The following is a 17,604-nucleotide window of genomic DNA, read 5'->3' as shown; positions in this document are numbered from 1 at the left end:
TTATCTAAACAATGATATGAAAATTTATACTTAAAATTTCAAAGATACAAATGAATTTTTTTTCTTATATGATAGAATAATATTATATATTCAAATCAAGGAGGCTATACAAATGGATTTTACTAATAACTTAGATAAGGCTATGGAATATCTTCATAAACAAGGTGCATTTTTAACTGTAAAAAATGGTGATAAAACTAATACAATGACTATAAGCTGGGGCAACATAGGTTACGAATGGAATCGTCCAATATTTATGGCATTAATAAGAACTTCAAGATATTCTTATGACTTCATAAAAGAATCAAAAGAATTTACCATAAGCATACCCACTAATGACAAATTGAAAAAAGCACTTTCAATCTGTGGAACAAAATCAGGAAGGGACATAAATAAATTTAAAGAAGCCAATATAAAAACGAAAGACTCAAAAAAATTATCTGCGCCAATTATAGATGACTGTGGAATTTATTACGAATGCAAAGTAGTATATTCTAGTGATATTGATCTTTCAAAAATTGATAAAGACATAAAAGATAAAATTTATAGTGATGGTAGATTTCACACACTTTTCTTTGGAGAAATAGTTGAAAGCTACGAGAAATAGAGCGAATTAACATTGATTTGTAACATTAAAAAAATCTAATAAATCTTATCATAGCTGGGGCTTGGGTCAAAGACCCATTATCCTTCTTTATAAAATATAGGCTATCTTAATGTTTACGCCTAATAATTTTGATCTATAAATATTTTAAGATCTATCTAAACAAGCACTCTCATAATATAGAGAGTGCTTATATTAGATTAAGAAGGATAATGGGTCTTTGACCCAAGCCCCAGCCTCTTGTATGATAACATTCATTAGATTTTTTTAAATTGTTACTTCATCAATGTTAATTCGCTTTTGGAGTAAAACATGGACATCTTTCCTCCGTTTCACTATGGAAAGCTTTTAATTTAAATTTTCCTTAACCTTTATCGCATCAGACCTATTTTTTATTTCTTTATAGTTTTATAATTAATATTTATTTTCATTGTTACTGGAAATTTAAGATCTGTTGGAACATTATCACTTGCAGGAACATATATTGTACCTTTTAATGTCTCAGTTAATTTTCCATCACCTAAAATACAATCATCTTTATTTATATTTATATTACCATTTATATTTCCATTTAATTTTACTTTTGCTTTAATTCCATCAATCTCTCCATCTTTGGATCCACTGTCTGTAGCAAGTTTTGAATTTACATCTATAACATATTGATTATTTTGGACACTTGATAATTTATATTTACTACTTACAGAGACAGGTAATATAATATTATACTTAAATTTATTTTCCCATGTGTCTCCTACATTTATCTTATCTTTTGGATAAAATCCCATGCTCTGCTGCAAGCTTGATTTAATAGTATCGTCTCCAAAATTCTTTGACAATATGTCTTTAACCTTTTGCTTTTGACTATCATCAGTAACAGCTTTATCAGCTATAGAATCAAGTATTTCACCTATTCCTTTTATAGATAGAACTTTACCTTTATTCGTAAATTTCACAGAAAAGCTCTTTCCAATAAGATCTTTATATATCTGAGCTTCACCGCCGCTGCTAGCATTTAATTTTTTAGTATCATAGCTTACAGTTTGTCCATTGGATTCTTGTTCAATCTTTATATCAGCATATTTGTATTCCATAGTTACATTATTATTCTTATCTACATCAGTTACTTTAACATCATAACTTGTGTCAAGCTTTTGTTTTGTATTAACATTTTCTCCATTCACACTCATTGAAGTGCTCTCATTTTCAGTAAGACTAGAAACATATTTATCGCCCTTTTTGACATTCATGCTTATATCTTTTGTATTGTCACAACCACTAATTGTTAGTATAGTGGCTGCTACACAAGCAACTGCTATTAACTTCTTTACTTTTGTCATAATTTATTTCCCCCCGTATAAAATTAAAAATTGGTATATCAACATAAAATCATCCAATAACACACATTGGATGATTTTTATTCATACATATAAGTTTTAAAACTTCTATAAAATATTATCTAAAATATTTTCGTACTTATCATTATCATATATATATTCTTCAACAGTACCTTTTTCAAGATTGTCTACCAAATCTAAATCTATTGGCATCTCACACACAAGTGGAAGTCCTAAATATTCTGCCTGTTCCTTGGCGGATTTCTTACTGAATACTCTCATTTTTTCTCCGCACTTCTCGCAAACTATATATGACATATTTTCAACAACTCCAAGTATATTAACATTCATTTTTTTAGCCATGGTAACCACTTTTTTAACTATCATAGATACCATATCTTGAGGCGTTGATACTATAATCATTCCACTTAAAGATATATTCTGCATTACTGTTAAAGCTACATCACCTGTTCCAGGAGGCATATCTATAATAAGATAATCTAAATCTCCCCACTCAGTGTCTGCATACATCTGATTTAGTACACTATTTATAACCGGTCCTCTCCAAATAACTGGTTGGTCTTCACTTTCAATCATTAAATTAAGTGATATTACTTTTATCCCCTTTGGAGTTTCAACTGGAACGAATTTTACATCTTCGCTTCCTTTATTCTGAACAATAAGACTTCTCTTATCATTTATACCAAGTATTCTTGGCATAGATGGTCCTGTTATATCCCCATCAAGAATTCCAACTTTAAATCCTTTTTGAGCCAACTTAACTGCAAGAATTCCAGTAACTGTAGATTTTCCAACTCCACCTTTTCCACTTATAACACCTATTATATTTTTTATATTCCCATATTTGCAAGCTAGTTTAGAACAATTGCCATTACTTTTACAATTATTTTTACTAGAACAGCTATCACACTTATTCATAAATTTTCCTCCGTTTTTTACCAAATATTAAAAATTATTAGGCTTAGTTTCAGAAATAGATATATTCCAATAACTTTTTATATATTTTCCAGTCAAATAGTATTTCTTTTGCTCCATAGTCTTCTTATTATAAAAAGTGGCAGTACACTTATATATTGTTTGATCATAGCCTTCTGTAGTTAAATTCAATGTAGAGTCTTTGCTTGTATCATCGTCTGTACTTTCTACAAGTGTAACACCGGAAGGCAATTTCTTCTTAAAATCTTCTAGCTTAGTAGACTGAATAAACTTAGCTGCATTAATATCATTGTCTACTTCTATTCCTATACTACTGCTTTTACTATAAGCAATATACTTATCAACTACGTCTGAAATCATTTTATAGTAAACAGAATTAAAATCTATTAAACTTCTTGTTCCATCTATTTCCCAAAAATTCTTTATTATATCACTATCTATTCTGTTTGAAACCACATAACTTTTACTATTGTTATAAAAATTTCCTCCGTCCTTTTTGTCGAGACCTGCTATATAATTAAAAGTAGCATATACCTTCTTATCATTTTTATATAATTGAAATGTATAATCAGGCTTTAAAGATGATCTACTATTCACAGCTTTAGCTGAAGAAAGCATATCATATATATCATTAATTACATTTTTATCAGTAACAACAAATCTAAATCCGCTGTCTCTTGTACTTTGTACAACTATCTTACTTATTTTACCGTCTTCTATATATTGGAAGTCATTATTTTTTAAACCTAATTTAACTTTAATGTTACTTATGTTATTGCTAAAACTTTGACACCCGGTAAAAGTCATTGAACTAAGAGACATAACTAAAACTAAAAAAAAGCTTAAGAGCTTCTTACGCTTCAACTGAATTCCCCCTAATTGAAGTTTTTTGTACTAAAATCTACAATCTACATCTATTTAAGCACATTAAAAAAGAAGAAGTGCTTAACTTCTCCTATTATAATACTTAAAATTAGTTTTATCAATTAAATTTACACTCTTTTCATATTTTAGAGTGTTAATTATAGCTTTAAAAAGTGGCTGCATATTATTTTTATATTTTTCACTATCTACATAAAAAGCAAATCTTATAAATTTACTTCCCGCTTTTATAAAGTACTCATTGGCAACATATTTCTTTTCATATTTATCTTTAATTATATATTTAACTAAAAATCCATTACCGATTTTTGTACTCAAATTTTGAATCGTATAATTCTCTATAACATTTTGCTCCATACTAACTTCTTTGCTGTTATTTAAAAATGTTTTCAAATCCTGCTTAATATTCCATACCTCAACAAATCCATTAATACCTTCAGCCGTATCTGTAAAATCATTGTGATATATAATTTCGCCGCCACCAAATTTTTGAATCTTCGTTACCCATTTTTCTGGAAGCATATAACTTATATTTAACTCATTTATTTTATACTCTTTCAATTTTCCCATATTGCTCTGGATATAAGCTGTGGATCTTATTTTATCATTAAAATTATTTCCTATACCGAATAATACAAGCATGAGTCCAATAACAACAATTATAGCTCCTAGTTTCTTACCGTCTACCACTACAAACTTCATATTATCACCTACACATTTTAAATATGCTTTTGTTATCTTTTAGGTACTGCTATAGTTGCATTTTTGAAATCATAAAACATAAGCCAATATCCAAGAGAATCCTCTTTTTCATCACCATCTACAAGCGGAATCCATGAAACAAAACCAGTTTTTCCTCCAAATGGCTGCTCTGTTCTTTTTTTCGTTCCTGGAACTGCATATACAATGTATTTCATATTGTCATTTTTATCACACTTATATCCTAGCAAATAATGTCCATATTTTTCGATGTACGGATAATACATTAACATTGGGTAATATATCACAGCATATCTATTATAACTTTGAGAATCAAACATGTTTTGAGGATATTCAGATGATATTTTATACCACTGGCAGCGCTTTACATCTGGGAAAACATCTCCTAGATCTTCAAGTCCATTAGTAAGACTTCTAAAGAATTTTCCTACTCTTCCCTTAGGAAGTTCACTCAAATCTTCTTCATCCTCATTTACACTTTGATATGAATCATAATTATTATCTTCTATATCACTAACTTTATTAATTTCATCTGTATTATCATTATCTTCTAATTTATTGATTCCCTCTACTGTACTAGTTTCTTCTACATTATTGTTGCTTTCATCTTCGCTGCTACTATCCTGCACACTATCTTCTTGTGCATTGTCCCTTTTATCTTGGTGTCTCTCTTTGGTCTTTTCCTTGGTCTTTTCTTTACTAATTTCTGTATTCTCTGATTTTACTTCTTTTACTGCATTTACTTCTTTTACTTCTTTTACTTCTTTTACTGCATTTACTTCTTTTACTTTGTTTACCTCTTCATCTTGTTTGTCTGCTTTCGCCTGTACTCTCTTTTCATATTCATCAAATACATTAGTTGTATTCTCTTTTTTCTTTGATACTGCTTCCTGAGCCTCGTCTTTTCTAATATCATCCTTATGAGATTGTTCTATATTCTCACTTACTTTATTTGTTTCATCAGTTTCCTTTTTTACTTGAGCCACAGGATATGTTTTCCATGAATCTGATACATCTGAAGCATTAAATCCACTCATAACAGCAATGATATTATCCTCTATAACCTGTGCAATAGATGCTCCTACAACTCTATCTACAGGTATACCGCTTCCTGCTATATCGCTTTCCTCAAATTCTCTGCTTATTTCTGATCTCCCATATTCATCTATATTAATTTTTCCCAAATGAATTAATTTTTTTGTATTTTTTTTATCACAAACAAGCAGCATACTATATGGTTTAGACATCTTCTTTAAATTTTGAACATAAAAAGATACCTTGCATTTGCCATTTTTTATTTCTATCTTTGCATAACCTGTAGGAAGTTTATCAGAAGATATCTCATATCCTTTTTCATTCTCTTGAAGAATTATAAAACTTCTACTGTAATTCTTTTTCTGACTCAACTTATTTGTCCTCCCATAAAATTTATTTATTATAAATATATGAAAGTTTTTTAAAAAAATGAACTAATACTTATATATTTCATCAGATAATTTTCCAAATTCCTCTATACTCAAAGTTTCACCACGTCTTTTGGAATCAATACCTGCATCATTAAAGGCCTGCTCTAAGTCTTCCTTGGATAGTTTAAAACCTTTCATTGCATTCCATAAAGTTTTCCTTCTCATATTAAATGAGCTTCTAATAACCTTAAAAAATAGCTTTTCATCCTTCACTACGATTCTAGGCTTTTGTAATTTATCAAGCCTTATAATAAGTGAATCAACTTTAGGTTGAGGAATAAAACATGATGGTTTTACAACTCTTATTACCTTAACATCACAATAATACTGAACTAAAAGTGAAAGTGCTCCATACTCCTTTGTATCAGGTTTAGCAGCAATTCTATCTCCAACTTCCTTTTGAATCATTATAGTAAGTGATTTAAAATTATAACCATTATTGAGAAGTTTTGAAATTATCGGTGTAGTAACATAATACGGTAAATTTGCAACTAACTTAACATTCTCCTCATTTCCTATAATCTCATCAAAGTCAACCTTCAAAGCATCACTATGTATTAATGTAAAATTTTCATACTCCTTCATTTCTTCTTTTAATATTGGAATTAAACTGTCATCAAGCTCTATAGCGCAAACATGTTTAGCCTTATCTGCAAGCCTATGAGTCAATGTACCTACACCCGGCCCTATTTCTATAACAAAATCATTTTTGTCAACTTCAGAATTGTCAATTATATCATCCAATACAGTATCATCAGTTAAAAAATTTTGACCAAGCTTCTTGGAAAATTTAAAATTATATTTTGATACTATTTGCTTTGTATTAAATTTCTTCATTATAATATCTCCTATTGACTTTATTTACAGCTTCTATCATTTCCTCTTTTGATATGCCATAATTATTAAGTCTCGATAAAAATTGTGCTCCATTTGCATACCCTATTCCTAGTTCATTTCCCACTAAATCTCTTCTTCTTCTTGCATCAGGATCTCCTACTAATTTGAAAAATATCATATCATCTATTGTAAAAACAATATCTTTTTTCTGAACTTCACATTTAGCATTTTTAAGAGCCTTCATTATTGTTTCTGGCGATGCATTTTCAACTCCTATGTCCCCATTCTTAGTACCTTCACTTTGCGATATGCGAGCATGCTTAATTCCTTTAACTCTTTTACTTATTATGCTTCTTATCTTTTCACCTGCAAAATCAGGATCTGTAAATACAATAACTCCGCATCTTTTCTGTGCTTCTTTTATTTTGCTTATAACTTTAGCATTTATTCCAAATCCACCAACTGCAATCATTTCAGCATTAACAGCCCTTTTTACAGCTGTTATATCATCTCTTCCTTCAACAACAATTACTTCTTTAATCATATATATATAAAGAATTCCTCAAAATAAATATAATTATTCTGAGCATTCTTTTCTCCTTTCAAATATTTTCTATAATTTATTTTATACTATAACACCCTAAAGTCAATAAAAAGTGAATTAACGATGCTTTGTAACATTAAAAAAAAGGAGCCTAAGCTCCTATTTAAGAATGTATACTGTAACGTCTTTAGCTCCCCAGCTGTAGCAATCTTTTTCACTTGTAAAAAACAAGTCCACTCTATTGCCTTTTATGGCACCACCAGTATCTTCTGCAATACCATAACCATAGCCAGGAACATACAGTTTTGTGCCAAGCGGAATAACACTAGGATCAACTGCTATAGAGCTATAACCACCAGAATCTCTTTTAACTTTCGTACCTGATGCTGTTATACCAAAACCGAAATCATCAGTATATGCAGTTGCAAGCGCATTGATAGATGACTTATATAATACACGTCCACCTCTATCAGGCTTTAAAACTCCTAAAGTTCCAACTTTAAAGATCTGTTTTATAGGTTCCTTATTTACAATTTCAGCCACCACTTTTTTTGATACAGCAACTCCGTCTTCGTAAATTATCTTAGTGAAAACTTCCTTTTGACCAGCTTGCCCTTGCTGAATAACTTGTTTTTCATCATTTCCCATATTATCATCTGAAACAACTTCAGTTGGAAAATCAATCTGCTGATTTTCATTTATAATCTGAGAATTAACCCTTGTTATAGAAATTTTCATATTCTTTTTTAGTGGTGCATTCCTTGAAACATTGACTTTGTCTACTTTGCTAAGTGCAATTTTTTCCGCTTTAAGCATTTTATTTACCGTTTTTTCTGCCGATTTAATCTTTCGCACTTTCTTGTCTACCGCAACTTCAATGTTTACTGCCCTTTTTATATATATTTTGTCTCCATCTCTTAATTTTGTGCCTATCCCTGGTTGAATCTTATCCTTTGGTCCCACCAGTACATTATTTTTACTTAAAATATCTTTTTCATTGCTCTTATACGTAACAACTTTCAATATTTTACCATCAACATTAATAGTAACATCTTTTTTCATGGAATGAACTGTAAAAAGCACAATTCCAACTACAATCAAAGCTATTAATGAAGATGCGGCTAATACCCTAGGACCACTTGAAAAGTAAGTTTTAATTTTAGATTTGAAGTTGCTCTTGTTTAAATTTAACTTAAGCTCAAACTTACTTTTCAGCATTTTTAACATAAATATACCTCCCCCCAACAGGCAAAAGTCTTTAACATTATAACAACAATTTTGCAATAATGTCAAATTTCAAAGCCTGAATAAACATAAATCAGTAAATGCTCTAAGCATTTTTATTAAAAATTTAAGGATAATAGCGTTTAAAAAGTTACTGATTTTTTCGTTTATGAGATTGATATAAATTATGATATATTAATGATTATATGAAAAAGTTATACTTTTTAGAAGTACAACTATTCATGCTATTCTGATAATGACCTAAAAAACATTATGTCATTGCTTATCCGATTTATCTAAGAAATGAAGTATGCACTAATTGTACACTAAAATTATATATTAATCAAGTTCCTGGCATTGTGTACAGTTTGTTCTTTTACATTTATTGGAAGAATACTCTTTATCTCTGCTATTTTGTCTATTATATATTCAATATATTCAGACCTGTTTCTCTTTCCCCTTTCCGGAACAGGTGCCATATACGGACAATCGGTTTCAACAAGCATTCTATCGAGTGGTACTTCCTTTACAACCTCAATTACTTTTTTCGCATTTTTAAAAGTAACCACACCAGTAAATCCAAGATAATAACCTAGCTTTAAACATTCTCTTGCAAATTCCACGCTACCAGAAAAGCAGTGAATTTCACCTTTTACCTCTGGAAACTTCTTTATTATATTAAGTGTATCACCATGAGCATCTCTATCATGAATAATCACGGGCAAATTAAGCTTTTCTGCTAGTTCCATTTGTTTTATAAAAACTTTCTTTTGGATTTCTCTCGGTGGATTTTCATCATAATGATAATCCAGCCCTATTTCACCAATTGCCTTAACTTTACTATTTTTTGTGAGGCTTTCTATTTGTTTTAGTGAATCATCATCAACTTTATCTGCATATTCTGGATGTATTCCAACAGCTGCATAAAAAAAATCATACTTTTCTGCTAGTTTAACAGATTCTATGCTTCCTTCCATTGAAGCACCACAATTTAATACTCCAACGATACCATTTTCTTTAAGTTCTCTTATTACTGTCTCTCTATCTTCATTAAATTGTTCATCATCATAATGTGCATGAGCATCAAATATCATTTTAAAATCTCCTTTATGGTAAAATTATTTTCTAAGCAAAATCTTATTTATAATAAATTATATCACTATGTTATATCCTTATTAAATAGCTATATATATGCGATAATTTAGCATTAATTATATATGTAATTATAAAAATAAAGTATTTCTTAAATTATCTTTAATAATCATCATCTGTTTATATATTATAATAATTTAAACAAAAACAGTGAATATTATGCAGATTTAGTGGTATACTATTAAGTGGATGAAGGTAATTTATTCATCTTATATTCAATTTACGGAGGTTTTTTTTATGTTAGGAACAGTTAAATGGTTTAATTCTCAGAAAGGATATGGTTTCATCACTACCCAAGAAGGTAACGATGTATTCGTTCATTATTCAGGTATCAAAGACAATGGATTCAAGACTTTAGAAGAAGGTCAAGAAGTTGAATTTGATTTAACTGAAGGTCAAAAGGGCGAGCAGGCAGTTAATGTTGTAAAACATTAAACCTTTCATATAAATTAAATTATAACAAAAAATAATCCTCGTGTGAGGATTATTTTTTTATCTTATAATACTTCCAGTAGGCATATCTTGCGGTATCTCTACAGTATACAATTTACTATCGTCATCAGTTGCCACAGCAAGTATCATGCCCTGCGAAAGTTGACCCATGAGTTTTGCAGGTTTTAAGTTAGCCACAAGCACAACCTTCTTGCCAACCAATTCTTCTGGCTTATAAAATTGAGATATACCTGATAACACCTGTCTCTCTTCTCCACCTAATTCAACTTTAAGTTTAAGAAGCTTTTTAGATTTTTTTACCGATTCACATTCAAGAACTTTAACAACTCTTAAATCTAATTTATCAACATCATCTATAGTTATTTCCGGTTTAAGAGGTGTCATTTTATTTTTGTTGCTAGCCTTCAATTGTTCCTCTTTTATTTTGTTAAGCTCTTCTAATTTTTTGTCAACATCAATTCTAGGGAATATTACCTCTCCCTTACAAACTTTAATTCCAGCTCTTGTTCCATCAAAAGCTGATAAGCTTTCCCATGAATCAAGTTCTATATTAAGCTGTTTTTTCATCTTTGCACCTGTATCAGGTAAAAATGGTGTTACTGTAGCTGCTACAAATCTAAGACTTTCAACTAAATTATAAAGTACAGTTCCAAGTCTCTTTTTCTTATTTTCATCTTTAGCTAATATCCAAGGAGTTGTTTCATCTATATACTTATTTGCTCTTTTTATAACATCCCATATGTGATCTAATGCTTCTGGTATTTTAAGAGCCTTTATGTCTTTATCTAAAACTTCTGGAAGATTTACTGCCAAATCAATTAGTTCATTATCTATATCATCTTTTTCACAAGGAGGCTGAATTACTCCATCAAAGTATTTTTCAATCATAGCTATAGTTCGTGAAACAAGATTTCCAAGATCATTTGCAAGATCTGAATTTATTTTCTTTATGAATATTTCGCTGTTATATAAACCATCAGATCCAAATGGTATCTCATGTAATAGATAATATCTAACTGGATCTGTTCCAAATTCATTTATTAGAACTACTGGATCTACAACATTCCCTTTAGATTTTGACATTTTTCCACCGTCAACTAAAAGCCAGCCATGACCAAAAATTTGTTTAGGAAGTGGAAGTCCAAGGGCCATTAGCATAATTGGCCAGTATATTGTATGGAACCTTATTATATCTTTCCCTACAAGATGTAAATCACAAGGCCAATAATTGTTAAATAAAGTGTCATCGTCACTACCATATCCTAGAGCTGTTATATAATTTGTAAGTGCATCCATCCAAACATAAATTACATGCTTTGGATCAAATGTAACTGGAATTCCCCAGTCAAAAGAAGTTCTTGAAATACATAAATCCTGAAGCCCTGGTTTTAAGAAATTATTTAGCATTTCATGTTTTCTAGATTCAGGTTGTATGAAATCGGGATGATCTTCTATATATTTTATAAGCTTATCTGCATATTTTGACATTTTAAAGAAATATGCTTCTTCTTTTGTCTTTTCAACTGGTCTACCGCAATCTGGGCATTTTCCATCAACAAGCTGAGTTTCAGTCCAAAATGATTCACACGGTGTACAATACCATCCTTCATAATGCCCCTTGTAAATATCACCTTGATCATAAAGTTTTTTAAATATCTTTTGCACAGCTTTTACATGATAATCATCTGTGGTTCTTATAAACTTATCATAACTTATATTCATCATTTTCCATAAGTCTTTTATTCCTGCAACAATTTCATCAACATAAGCTTTTGGTGTTATACCCTTTTCTTCTGCAATTCTTTGAATCTTTTGACCATGTTCATCTGTACCTGTAAGTAAAAAAGCATCATAACCTTGAAGTCTTTTAAATCTTACAAGTGCATCTGCTGCAACTGTTGTATATGTGTTTCCTATATGCAGCTTTGCAGATGGATAATATATAGGCGTTGTAATATAGAATTTTTTCTTCTCTGCCATTAAAATCACTCCTTTTATTAAATAAAAAAGCCTCTAAATAAAAGTATAAACTCTTATTTAGAGGCGTAATTTCGCTCTACCACTCTAATTCATTTTCATCTCACAATGAAAATCTCAACAAGTGACTCCTAACTTAAAATTATTTATCACCCTGCAGTGTAACGTCTGCTAACGTAATACCCTACTAAACTTCAGATATTCTGCTCCGGGGCCATGTTCATAAACCTTAGCACCGCTGAATCTCACCAAGCATCAGCTCTCTTTAACTGCTTCCATTTACTACTCTTCCCATCAATGCACTTAATAATTATATTAGTATACAATTTCATTATTGTCAACTCTATACTATTCATTATTTGCCATTATCTTTTTTTTATTCTATAATACTAAATAGTTTTTAGTATAGGAGACCTGATTTTTTATGAAAATGATATTTTTTGACACGGAAACAACTGGATTAATGCCCGGAAGCATTTGTCAGCTAAGTTATATCCTTGTTGATACAGATGTAAAACCGAATAAAACAATTGGTGAAAATTTTTTCTTTTCAGTTGATTATATAGAGCCAAGTGCAGAAAAAGTTCACGGTTTTAGCGTAGATGATTTGTACAAGCTAAGTAGTGGAAAATCTTTTGAGGACAGTTTAGAAAATTTGCTTCCTGATTTTCTAAATGCAGATATCTTTATAGGGCATAATGTTAATTTTGATTTAAAGTTCATGAAACATGAATTATTTCAATGTAAGAAACCTTTTAATCCAAAACACATTTTTTGTACTATGAATTATTACAAAGGTATATGTAAAATTCTAAATAACCATGGCAATTATAAAAAGCCGAGGCTGGAAGAAGTAGTAAACTTTTTAGGCATAGATGAATCTTATATTAACAGAATGAGCCAAAAGTACTTTGAAGAAGACGGAAACTTTCATGATGCTAGATTTGATACTACAGCTACCTATTTATTGGTTGTGGAGGGAATTAAACAAGGCTATATACCAAAAAGATATTTTTCAAAACTAGTTGAAAAAGCCGAGTAACAATGATGAAGGAACATTAAAAGAATTCTATAAAGCTAAGTCAAAAAAATCATAAAATCCTAAGTGTTTTTAATAACTCGCTGAGAAAAAGCTCAAACAAATTAAAAACACTAAGTATTTTATGATTTTTTTACCAAGCTTTATTAGAATTCTTTTAAATCATTCCTTCATCATTGTTATTTGGCTTAAGAAGTAAAGCAATGTAAAAATTCCTCCGTACCTACGGAATTTTAAGTGCGAACAACTTTTTCTAACATTTAAATAATTTAATGCATTATATAGTTTTAATTTCAGATTTTCCGCCACTTTTCTCTTGGAAACCCTCACAATATAAGATAACATCACTATTAGTGCGAATTGCGGTGTTTATAAATTTAAAAGTTTTTCTTAGTGAATTGTAGGAAAAGTTGCCACTATACTTAATTTTTAATTTCTTTAATCACATTATTTTGCTTAAGAATTAAACCAAAGTTTTTCTGCCATATCCCAAATGCTATTCGGCACAAATTTCGGTTCACTAACTCCACCATTTTGAGCTAATTTATAAGCATATCTAATAAACTCTATTGTTACATTCCTACCTTCTTTTATGCTTTGAAGTGTTAGCCGGGACCAAGCCTGACATTTCTCAAAAAGTTTGTTTTCAAGAAACAATTGCTGTAACTCTTTTAAGTCATACTTTACTTGATGATGGGAAACTTTCCACTTAGCACCACTCCATGTTAAAACAGCGTATTCAGCAGATTTATTTTCATTAAATGGAACACCCACAGATCCTGGATTTACTATTAATTTATTATTTATCTCTTTACTCCATGCATAGTGTGTATGACCACAAATTAAAACTTGCTCTTTTAAATTTTTAAGTGTTTTTTCTAACCTTTCAAGATGCTTGTCTGGAAAAAGTTCCTCATTAATTCTATACGGTGAACCATGCACTACTCTTATATCATCCATTTGTGGTAAGGAAATTCTCAATTGTTCTGGTAATCCATCAATATATTTCATATTGTCTTCACTTATGATATTGTATGTATATAATATAGCTCCCATCTGCTTATATTTATTCCATTCATCATGTTTTCCTTTATAATAATCTAGTAAATATTCTTCTCTATTTCCTTTTATAATATATGCATCTAAAGTTTTAATTTTTTCTAATACTTCATTTGGATTTGGGCAATCTATGATATGGTCACCAGCAATTATAAACTTATTAATGCCTAATTTTTTAATATCCTTAAGTACAGCATTAAGAGCAGTTAAATTCCCATGTATATCTGACAAAACAGCAATTTTCATTATTTCACCGCCTTTACCCTATGTGCAACTTTCTTTGCGTTTTTCCAATTACGTATGCTAAAATCCTTCTAGGGAGAAATTTTGAAAATAATAATCCTACTTTATTAAAAAATCCTGGAATTATAACTTGTTTTCCTTTCATAAATTCTGTAAAGCCAATTCTAGCCACACTTTCTGCACTCATAGCTCCCTTAAGTTCTAACTTTCCTGCTCTCTTAGCAAATTCAGTAATAGTAGCCCCGGGGCAAAGCGCCGATACCTGTATATTAAATTCTTTAAGTTCATTTGCAATAGCTTCAGTAAATGATAAAACATAAGCCTTTGTAGCATAATAAACTGCAATAAATGGTCCTGGCATATATGCACCAGTTGAAGCTACATTTAATATTTTTCCGCTGCCGTGTCTTACCATATCTTCAGAAAAAATTCTGGTTAAAATGGTCAAAGAAGTTATATTAAGTTCAATCATTTCTGTATCTTTATCCACACTAGATTCATGAAAAAAGCCACAATCTCCCATACCTGCATTATTTACAAGTGTATCTATTTCAATATTCTTCTCTCTTATTTCATCAAAAAGTTCTTTAGCTGAATTTTTAATAGATAAGTCCTTTGGCATTACTAAAACTTCTACCGTATACTTCTTTTTAATTTCATCAGACAGTTCAATCAATTTAGACCTATTTCTAGCTGCAATCACAATGCTAAATCCATTTTGAGCAAATATTTTTGCCATTTCACGTCCAATCCCTGTAGAAGCCCCTGTTATAAGAACCATATGTTTTGTGCTCATAATCATTTCTCCTAAAATTATAATAACTATAGTATATCATTAATATATGAAAGATTTTTTTAATTTGCATATATCTTTAGCCTATAATTATGTTTTTTTGATATAATATTTAATAACATATAAATTAATTTTTATAATTATCTGGGGAGGGGAATTAAGTGTCTCACTTAAATGAAGACAATAATAAATATGAAACAGACAATCGAACCGAAACTTACGCCTTTAAAGCTACAAAAGAATTCAAAGAAAAATTTCATGATAAAGATTCTTATTATTATGAACCATGGCAATTTGCTGACTATGAAGTTTGTGCAGATACTCTAAAAACCACTTACGATGAAATAAATATATGGAGCTCTGAAGAAGCAGTTATACGTCCTGGATGGAAAATAGAAGGTAATAAAGTTCATGTGCCTAATATTTTTTCTAAAATAAGTGGTGTATATGAAGATGTAGTAAAATATAGAGATGATATAAATACTCTTGTGGATCAGCAAAATGTACTTTTTTTCAAACGCTTTCCAATGTTTCGTATCTTTCCTCCAGGCAACATAGTTAAAATTTATTCATCGCTTTTGAATAAAAAGGGCCAAATAGATAAGGAGAGGCTCCTTACTTCAGAATACTGGAAATATACTTCTCTAAAATCAGGGCTGCAGGAAAATATAGCTGATAGGATACTTGAATTTTGTGCCTTACCTGATTTTTGGAAAGCAAAATGTTTTTCCATAAATATAAGATTTTCTTTACTTGATAAATTCACCAACTTTCTCATGTACAAAAATGATAAAAGTGCTAGAGAAAGACTTATGATGAAAATATCTATATTAAGTATCATGCTAAATCTCGACAACAGGCTGCTTAATATATTGCAGAATTTTGATTACCCTCTTAATGTTCCTAAAATCATATTATATAACAACGGAAAAAGCGGTAATTTTTCTTTTTCAGATGCTGTAATATTGATGTTCATGAACTCCATGGGCGTAGATGTTGTAATCTTTAATCCTGCTGGAACAAATGATATAGAAAATTTTATAGATGAATCCTATTTTGATTTACATAGACTTCAATTTATAAATCAAAATCTTAGATATAAAAGAAACAACTTTTTTACATACCTAATTAGAAAAATTAAAATATTCTTTAAAAGGGGATGACTTTAATGAGATTTAATTTTAATAATGATAAAGAAGATAACACAGTCATAAAAAATGATATCTCTAATAATGACAATAATAACATTTCCGACACAGATAAAGAAATAGAAGATAAAATAAAACAAATAAATGAAAAACTAAAAAACTCTCCAGAAGTAATTGAAATTTCAAAGAATCTGAACGTAATGGATATAAATTCAATAATGCAATTTGGTAATGCTCCTGCTGAACAAATTTCACAGTTTTCAGATAGAATATTAAAAACAATGAAGCTAAGTAGTGTTGAAAACTCCAGTGCTCTTTTAAAGGAATTGACTATAATAATGAGCAAATTTGATAAGCAGGAACTTGAGGAAAAACCAGAAGGATTTTTTTCAAAAATATTTAATTCCGGCAAAAAAACAGTTCAGAGCATTTTAAAGAAATATCAGAGCTTTGGAACTGAAATAGACAGAATCTATTCTAGGATAAGCTCCTACAAAACAGAAATAATGGATACTAACAAAATGCTTGAAGAAATGTTTGCTCAAAATTTTGATTATTACATAGAGCTTGAAAAATATTCTGCTGCCTGTGAACTTACAATACAAGAAATAGAACGTGAAGACATACCTTATTGGACTGAAAAGGCAGAAAGTGGTCTTCAAGAAGATGCCCTTAAACTTCAAGAAGTGCAGTATTCACTTGAAATGTTAAAACAAAGACTTTATGATCTTGAAATGGCAAAAATGGTTTCTATGCAAACAGCTCCTCAAATACGAACAATACAGAAAGGTAACTATAAACTGATAGGTAAAATTCATTCTGCTTTTATAGTAACTCTACCAGTATTTAAAAATGGTCTAATACAGGCTATAACTTTAAGAAGACAAAAATCAGTAGCAAAATCCATGGAAGCTTTAGATAAGGCTACAAATGAACTTCTTTTAAAAAATGCCAATAATATAAAAGACCAAAGTATTGATATAGCAAAAATAACCGGTTCTCCATCAATAAAAATCGAGACACTTGAAGAAACATGGAAAATAATAATGGATGGAATTAATGAGACAGAAAGAATAGAAGAAGAAAATAAAAAGCTCCGTGATGAGGGTATGAATAAACTTAATAATTTAAAAGTTGAATACTTGAAAAAGATGAAGTAACAGTATTTTGGC

General features: G+C 29.9%; 17 protein-coding genes and 1 other annotated feature. Of the genes, 5 read left to right on the top strand and 12 right to left on the bottom strand.

Features of this window, described 5'->3' with window-relative positions; genetic code table 11:
- The first annotated feature begins 106 nt into the window (after positions 1-106).
- Positions 107-607 carry a flavin reductase family protein gene (locus tag BEE63_RS13585; protein ID WP_100369886.1) on the top strand — a complete coding sequence of 167 codons (501 nt, stop codon included), beginning with the start codon at positions 107-109 and terminating at the stop codon, positions 605-607.
- A 389-nt stretch (positions 608-996) separates the two neighbouring features.
- Here BEE63_RS13585 and BEE63_RS13580 read toward each other — a convergent pair whose 3' ends face one another.
- From BEE63_RS13580 to BEE63_RS13540, 9 genes are all read right to left on the bottom strand, one after another.
- The gene (locus BEE63_RS13580; protein WP_066021897.1) at positions 997-1,941 is read right to left on the bottom strand and encodes a DUF6263 family protein; all 945 of its coding nucleotides are present in this window, start codon (positions 1,939-1,941) and stop codon (positions 997-999) included.
- A gap of 105 nt (positions 1,942-2,046) precedes the next feature.
- On the bottom strand, positions 2,047-2,877 hold the full coding sequence (locus BEE63_RS13575; protein WP_066021896.1) for an Mrp/NBP35 family ATP-binding protein: 831 nt from the start codon (positions 2,875-2,877) through the stop codon (positions 2,047-2,049).
- A 27-nt stretch (positions 2,878-2,904) separates the two neighbouring features.
- Positions 2,905-3,759, bottom strand: coding sequence for a hypothetical protein (locus BEE63_RS13570; protein ID WP_066021895.1), 855 nt, complete (start codon positions 3,757-3,759; stop codon positions 2,905-2,907).
- Positions 3,760-3,840: 81 nt separating this feature from the next.
- Positions 3,841-4,479, bottom strand: a complete 639-nt coding sequence (locus BEE63_RS13565) for a hypothetical protein (RefSeq protein WP_066021894.1) — start codon at positions 4,477-4,479, stop codon at positions 3,841-3,843.
- Between the two features lie 32 nt (positions 4,480-4,511).
- A complete protein-coding gene (locus BEE63_RS13560) occupies positions 4,512-5,903 on the bottom strand; it encodes a hypothetical protein (RefSeq protein ID WP_066021893.1) in 1,392 nt (463 codons plus the stop codon).
- A 63-nt stretch (positions 5,904-5,966) separates the two neighbouring features.
- Positions 5,967-6,800, bottom strand: coding sequence for a 16S rRNA (adenine(1518)-N(6)/adenine(1519)-N(6))-dimethyltransferase RsmA (gene rsmA / locus BEE63_RS13555; protein WP_066021892.1), 834 nt, complete (start codon positions 6,798-6,800; stop codon positions 5,967-5,969).
- On the bottom strand, positions 6,787-7,344 hold the full coding sequence (gene rnmV, locus BEE63_RS13550; protein WP_066021891.1) for a ribonuclease M5: 558 nt from the start codon (positions 7,342-7,344) through the stop codon (positions 6,787-6,789). The genes rsmA and rnmV overlap by 14 nt, the downstream gene beginning before the upstream one ends.
- A gap of 159 nt (positions 7,345-7,503) precedes the next feature.
- Positions 7,504-8,571: a G5 and 3D domain-containing protein gene (locus tag BEE63_RS13545; protein ID WP_175400849.1), complete on the bottom strand. Its 1,068-nt coding sequence runs from the start codon at positions 8,569-8,571 to the stop codon at positions 7,504-7,506.
- A gap of 329 nt (positions 8,572-8,900) precedes the next feature.
- Positions 8,901-9,662: a TatD family hydrolase gene (locus BEE63_RS13540; protein ID WP_066021889.1), complete on the bottom strand. Its 762-nt coding sequence runs from the start codon at positions 9,660-9,662 to the stop codon at positions 8,901-8,903.
- Between the two features lie 295 nt (positions 9,663-9,957).
- Here BEE63_RS13540 and BEE63_RS13535 point away from each other — a divergent pair, with 295 nt between their 5' ends.
- On the top strand, positions 9,958-10,155 hold the full coding sequence (locus tag BEE63_RS13535; protein ID WP_010966272.1) for a cold-shock protein: 198 nt from the start codon (positions 9,958-9,960) through the stop codon (positions 10,153-10,155).
- 57 nt (positions 10,156-10,212) lie between these two features.
- Here BEE63_RS13535 and metG read toward each other — a convergent pair whose 3' ends face one another.
- Positions 10,213-12,153 (bottom strand): methionine--tRNA ligase, encoded by a 1,941-nt coding sequence (metG, locus tag BEE63_RS13530; protein WP_066021888.1) that lies wholly within the window; start codon positions 12,151-12,153, stop codon positions 10,213-10,215.
- 56 nt (positions 12,154-12,209) lie between these two features.
- Positions 12,210-12,457 (bottom strand) — a binding site (T-box leader).
- Positions 12,458-12,574: 117 nt separating this feature from the next.
- Between metG and BEE63_RS13525 the strand changes: the two genes are divergently transcribed.
- A complete protein-coding gene (locus BEE63_RS13525; RefSeq protein WP_066021887.1) occupies positions 12,575-13,192 on the top strand; it encodes a 3'-5' exonuclease in 618 nt (205 codons plus the stop codon).
- A 453-nt stretch (positions 13,193-13,645) separates the two neighbouring features.
- Here the strand turns inward: BEE63_RS13525 and BEE63_RS13520 are convergent, their stop codons facing one another.
- Positions 13,646-14,494, bottom strand: coding sequence for a metallophosphoesterase family protein (locus BEE63_RS13520; protein ID WP_066021886.1), 849 nt, complete (start codon positions 14,492-14,494; stop codon positions 13,646-13,648).
- A 13-nt stretch (positions 14,495-14,507) separates the two neighbouring features.
- Positions 14,508-15,287, bottom strand: coding sequence for an SDR family NAD(P)-dependent oxidoreductase (locus BEE63_RS13515; RefSeq protein WP_066021885.1), 780 nt, complete (start codon positions 15,285-15,287; stop codon positions 14,508-14,510).
- A gap of 158 nt (positions 15,288-15,445) precedes the next feature.
- On the opposite strand from BEE63_RS13515, the gene BEE63_RS13510 reads away from it, so the two are divergent.
- Both BEE63_RS13510 and BEE63_RS13505 read left to right on the top strand, forming a co-directional pair.
- Positions 15,446-16,447, top strand: coding sequence for a YceG family protein (locus tag BEE63_RS13510; RefSeq protein WP_066021884.1), 1,002 nt, complete (start codon positions 15,446-15,448; stop codon positions 16,445-16,447).
- Between the two features lie 5 nt (positions 16,448-16,452).
- Entirely contained in the window at positions 16,453-17,592 is a 1,140-nt protein-coding gene (locus BEE63_RS13505) for a toxic anion resistance protein (RefSeq protein WP_066021883.1), read from the top strand.
- Positions 17,593-17,604: the final 12 nt, after the last annotated feature.

This window comes from Clostridium pasteurianum, from assembly GCF_001705235.1.
In the GTDB taxonomy this organism is placed as follows: domain Bacteria; phylum Bacillota; class Clostridia; order Clostridiales; family Clostridiaceae; genus Clostridium_S; species Clostridium_S pasteurianum_A.
This window is presented reverse-complemented; position numbering and strand designations above follow the sequence as displayed.

What these genes read in the sequence shown, in the direction of transcription:
- BEE63_RS13580 (WP_066021897.1), bottom strand. Translation starts at nt 1,941, where the DNA reads ATGACAAAAGTAAAGAAGTTAATAGCAGTTGCTTGTGTAGCAGCCACT.
- BEE63_RS13575 (WP_066021896.1), bottom strand. Translation starts at nt 2,877, where the DNA reads ATGAATAAGTGTGATAGCTGTTCTAGTAAAAATAATTGTAAAAGTAAT.
- BEE63_RS13565 (WP_066021894.1), bottom strand. Translation starts at nt 4,479, where the DNA reads ATGAAGTTTGTAGTGGTAGACGGTAAGAAACTAGGAGCTATAATTGTT.
- rsmA (WP_066021892.1), bottom strand. Translation starts at nt 6,800, where the DNA reads ATGAAGAAATTTAATACAAAGCAAATAGTATCAAAATATAATTTTAAA.
- rnmV (WP_066021891.1), bottom strand. Translation starts at nt 7,344, where the DNA reads ATGATTAAAGAAGTAATTGTTGTTGAAGGAAGAGATGATATAACAGCT.
- BEE63_RS13545 (WP_175400849.1), bottom strand. Translation starts at nt 8,571, where the DNA reads ATGTTAAAAATGCTGAAAAGTAAGTTTGAGCTTAAGTTAAATTTAAAC.
- BEE63_RS13540 (WP_066021889.1), bottom strand. Translation starts at nt 9,662, where the DNA reads ATGATATTTGATGCTCATGCACATTATGATGATGAACAATTTAATGAA.
- BEE63_RS13535 (WP_010966272.1), top strand. Translation starts at nt 9,958, where the DNA reads ATGTTAGGAACAGTTAAATGGTTTAATTCTCAGAAAGGATATGGTTTC.
- metG (WP_066021888.1), bottom strand. Translation starts at nt 12,153, where the DNA reads ATGGCAGAGAAGAAAAAATTCTATATTACAACGCCTATATATTATCCA.
- BEE63_RS13525 (WP_066021887.1), top strand. Translation starts at nt 12,575, where the DNA reads ATGAAAATGATATTTTTTGACACGGAAACAACTGGATTAATGCCCGGA.
- BEE63_RS13520 (WP_066021886.1), bottom strand. Translation starts at nt 14,494, where the DNA reads ATGAAAATTGCTGTTTTGTCAGATATACATGGGAATTTAACTGCTCTT.
- BEE63_RS13515 (WP_066021885.1), bottom strand. Translation starts at nt 15,287, where the DNA reads ATGAGCACAAAACATATGGTTCTTATAACAGGGGCTTCTACAGGGATT.
- BEE63_RS13505 (WP_066021883.1), top strand. Translation starts at nt 16,453, where the DNA reads ATGAGATTTAATTTTAATAATGATAAAGAAGATAACACAGTCATAAAA.